1 protein-coding gene is annotated in these 4,270 nt (G+C 48.8%); it reads left to right on the plus strand.

From position 1 onward, the window contains the following. Positions 1-81 precede the first annotated feature (81 nt). On the plus strand, positions 82-4,270 hold a 4,189-nt coding region (locus QT973_RS24535; RefSeq protein ID WP_333392408.1), incomplete at its 3' end, for a DUF4347 domain-containing protein.

Below are 4,270 nucleotides of genomic sequence, written 5' to 3' on the forward strand. Positions count from 1 at the left end.
TACAACATTGACAAATAGTTTCGCATACCCGTCGCGAAACAGGGAAATCATTGTCTTTTTTTAACCCCCAGTAGGTGTATTATGCCAATTTTAAATAATCAAGTTTCACCAAGTGCGATCGCCTTTATCGACACTCAAGTTGAAAATTATCAAAGTTTGATTGCCGGGGTAACACCGGGTACGGAAGTAGTTGTTTTGGATGGGAATAAAGATGCGATCGACCAAATTACTGAAATTTTAGGTCTTCGTAGCAATATTGACAGCATTCACATAGTTTCTCACGGTGCTCCCGGCAGCTTGCAATTGGGTAATGGCTGCTTGAGTGCAGATAATGTGGAAACTTATTCCGAGAAATTGCAGCAGTGGCGGAGTGCTTTAACTGTTGATGCGGACATTCTGATTTACGGTTGCAATGTCGCATCAGCCTCTGGCGCTTACCCGAAAGTCCGCCAGGGAATGAATTCCCTGTCTCAAAGCTCAAGTCGGTTGAAACCGACTGCTTACCCGAAAGTCCGCCAGGGAATGAATTCCCTGTCTCAAAGCTCAAGTCGGTTGAAACCGACTGGTAACAACCTCAATAAACAGTCCCTGAGCGAGGACTTTCGCTATGAGACGGGGGTTGAAACGAACGGCGGAACCGACGAACACGCTGTAGATGTCGCATCAGCCTCTGGCGCTTACCCGAAAGTCCGCCAGGGAATGAATTCCCTGTCTCAAAGCTCAAGTCGGTTGAAACCGACTGGTAACAACCTCAATAAACAGTCCCTGAGCGAGGACTTTCGCTATGAGACGGGGGTTGAAACGAACGGCGGTATCGGGGAACAAGCGAGAGATTTAGATATAGACGGTTTCGCCTTCATCCAACGAATTGCCCAACTCACAAATACAAACGTTGCGGCTTCCCAAAACCTCACCGGAAGTGTAGCAAAAGGCGGGGACTGGGAACTGGAAGTCAGAACCGGTTCAATAGAAACGCCACTCGTATTTGAAGCCGAAGTATTAGCGGGTTACGAGTATGTTTTGAATAGTTTTGGTGCGGCGGAAAATATTGGCGCGGGGACAAATCCCTACGGTATTGCTACTGGTGATTTTGACCTGGATGGCAAACCCGATCTAGCTGTAACAAACCAAGGATCTGACAACGTTTCCATCCTGTTAGGAAATGGCACGGGTGGCTTTAATCCCGCGCCTATTCCTACCTTGGCGGTGTCAAGTCCCACATCGATCGCGATCGGCAATTTTAACAACGATAATTTCCCCGACTTGGCAGTAGTGGGTAGCGGCACTGGTACCGCCCTCTCAATTTTCTTAGGAAATGGTACGGGCGGTTTTGGCAGCCCGACTCCATATCCTACAGGAGTATCCCCTATCTCGGTTGCAGTTGGGAAGTTTAACGACGACAACTTTTCAGACGTAGCAGTAGTCAATGCAAGCCCTGGCAGTACCTCTGGTACTGTAACAATTTTGCTGGCAAATAGCAGCGGCAGCGGGGCATTGAATTTCAGCACTAACTTGAGCCCGCAGTCCACTCCCGCTTTCATGACAGTGGGGGACTTTAACGGAGATACTTTTTCCGATTTAGCTGTGCCGAACAGTGTCTCTAACACCATTTCTGTTTTTTTAGCGAATGGCACGGGCGGATTTGGTGCAGCTACTAATTTGGGGGCTGGGCAAAATCCAAATTCGATCGCTAATGGGGACTTTAACGGAGACAATTTCCTCGACTTAGCCGTAGTTAACACCGGCTCTAACAATGTGTCAATTCTATTGGGAAATGGCACGGGCAGCTTTGGGGCGGTCACTAATTTTAGCGCGGGGACAGGGCTGCAAGGCATTGTTGCAAATGACTTTAGCGGAGACGGCAAACTTGACTTAGCAGTAGGAGGCACCAACGGCGCTGCAATTTTAGTAGGCAATGGCAGTGGCGGTTTTAGTGCACCCATTAACTTTGCTGCGGGGACAGATCCAAACTCCATTATTGCCGGCAACTTTAATGCTGACACTCTCCCGGATTTGGCCGTAGCGAACAACGGTTCAGATAACGTTTCGGTACTACTAAATACACCCAATACAGTTAATTTCGGGGCTGCAACTTACAGCGGTACAGAAGGAACAACAGACACAGTAGTTAATATCCCCATCACCATCAGCGGTGGCACACCTTTGGGCGATGTTGTGGTACCAATTGTCATCGACCCCAGCAGCAGTGCCACCCAAAATTCCGACTACACCATTTCTCCTACAACTGTTATATTCCCCGCCGGCACTACTACTCTGACTGAGAATGTTGCAGTTACTATCAAACCCGACAACATAGTTGAGAACGCCGAAACCGCAATCCTCAACTTTGGCACAATCACCGGTGGCGTTGCCGGTACAACCAAACAAACAACATTAACTATTGCAGCAAACGGTACTGTTTCTTATGCCATAGCCGCCGGTACTGTAAGCATTCCTGAAGGCAATACCGGCACAAAGCCTCTGACTTTCACTGCGACTCGGAGTGGCAACACAGGCGGGGCAAGTAGCGTCAATTATACGATCGCCGGAACAGCTACAAACGTCAGCGATTACAACAACATCGGTGGCACTTCAGGCGCAACTGCTGTTACTGGCACAATTAATTTTGCCGCCGATGAAACATCCAAAACCATTACTCTCGATGTATTAGGCGACACCCTAGTTGAACCCGACGAAACCATAGCCGTCACCCTGTCAAATCCCACCAGCCCAGGCGTAACCCCGACAATTACCACTGCTACCGCTACCACAACTATTACTAATGATGACAAAGCTGGCTTTACTGTTAACCCAATATCGGGATTAACTACAAGTGAAGCTGGTGGCAAGGCAGAATTTACAGTCAAACTCAACGCTCAACCCACTGCTGACGTTACCATCGGTTTGAGGAGTGACAATGTTGAAGAAGGAACAGTTTCAACTAATAGCTTAACTTTCACTCCTGCTAACTACAATCAACCGCAACCAATAACAATCAGTGGTGTTGACGATTTGGTAACTGTAGCTGATGGCCCTATACCTTACAAAATTGTCACGGCTGCTGCTGTGAGTACCGATGTTAATTACAATAACCTCGATCCTGATGATGTCACCGTCACCAACAGTGACAATGAAACTCCGGGAATTACGGTGAATCCGACGGTGGGATTAACTACGGGCGAAGATGGCACTAAGGCTAACTTTACTGTGGTTTTGAATACTAAGCCGACTGCTAATGTGACTATCGGTTTGAACAGTGACAATGTTGCAGAGGGAACAGTTTCGGTTAATAGCTTAACTTTCACTCCGGTTAACTGGGATACACCGCAGCCGGTGACAGTGACAGGGGTTAATGATAGTATTGCTGACGGCGATATTAACTACAAAATTGTCACAGCGCTTGCTGTTAGCGACGATCCGAATTATAAGCTAGATGCAGCGGATGTTAGCCTTAGCAATAAGGACAATGATACGGCTGGTATTTCTATTACTCCCACGGCAACAACTGCTACAGAAGGTGGCGCGACGGGCAGTTATGAACTCAAATTAACATCGCAGCCGATCGCGCCTGTTACCATTAACTTTAATGCCCCAAGTGAAATAAATGCGATCGCCCCTGTTATCTTTGACAGCACTAACTGGAATGTTGCCAAAACAGTCACTGTCACCGCTACCGACGATAACAAAGCCGAAGGTACGCACAGTGGCACGATCGCTCACACTGTTACCAGTACCGACACTAAGTATAGCGGCACGGCAATTCAGGATGTAAATGTAGCGATTACCGACAACGACACAGTAGGTGTCAGCATTTCTCCCACGCAAACAACTGCTACAGAAGGCGGCGCGGATGGCAATTATGGGATCAAGTTAACGTCGCAGCCTTACGCCCCTGTTACTATCACTCTCACAACAGGTAATCAGATTCAGGCGATCGCCCCTGTGAATTTCACTACCGATAATTGGAATGTCGTTCAACCCGTTACGGTGAAAGCTGTTGATGATACGGTTGTCGAAGGCGCGCACAGCGGTACTATCACTCACAGTGTGAGTGGTGGTGATGCTAAGTATAATGAGGTTGTGGTTCCAGGGGTGACAGTGGCGATCGCCGATAACGATGTAGCGCCGACGCCGACGCCAACTCCGACGCCGACGCCGACGCCAACGCCAACGCCGACAACTGGCACTCCGACGCCGACGCCAACGCCGACAACTGGTACTCCGACGCCGACGCCGACGCCGACAACTGGTACTCCGACACCCACGCCGA

The sequence above is a fragment of the Microcoleus sp. Z1_A1 genome (assembly GCF_036700305.1).
GTDB lineage: Bacteria > Cyanobacteriota > Cyanobacteriia > Cyanobacteriales > Microcoleaceae > Microcoleus.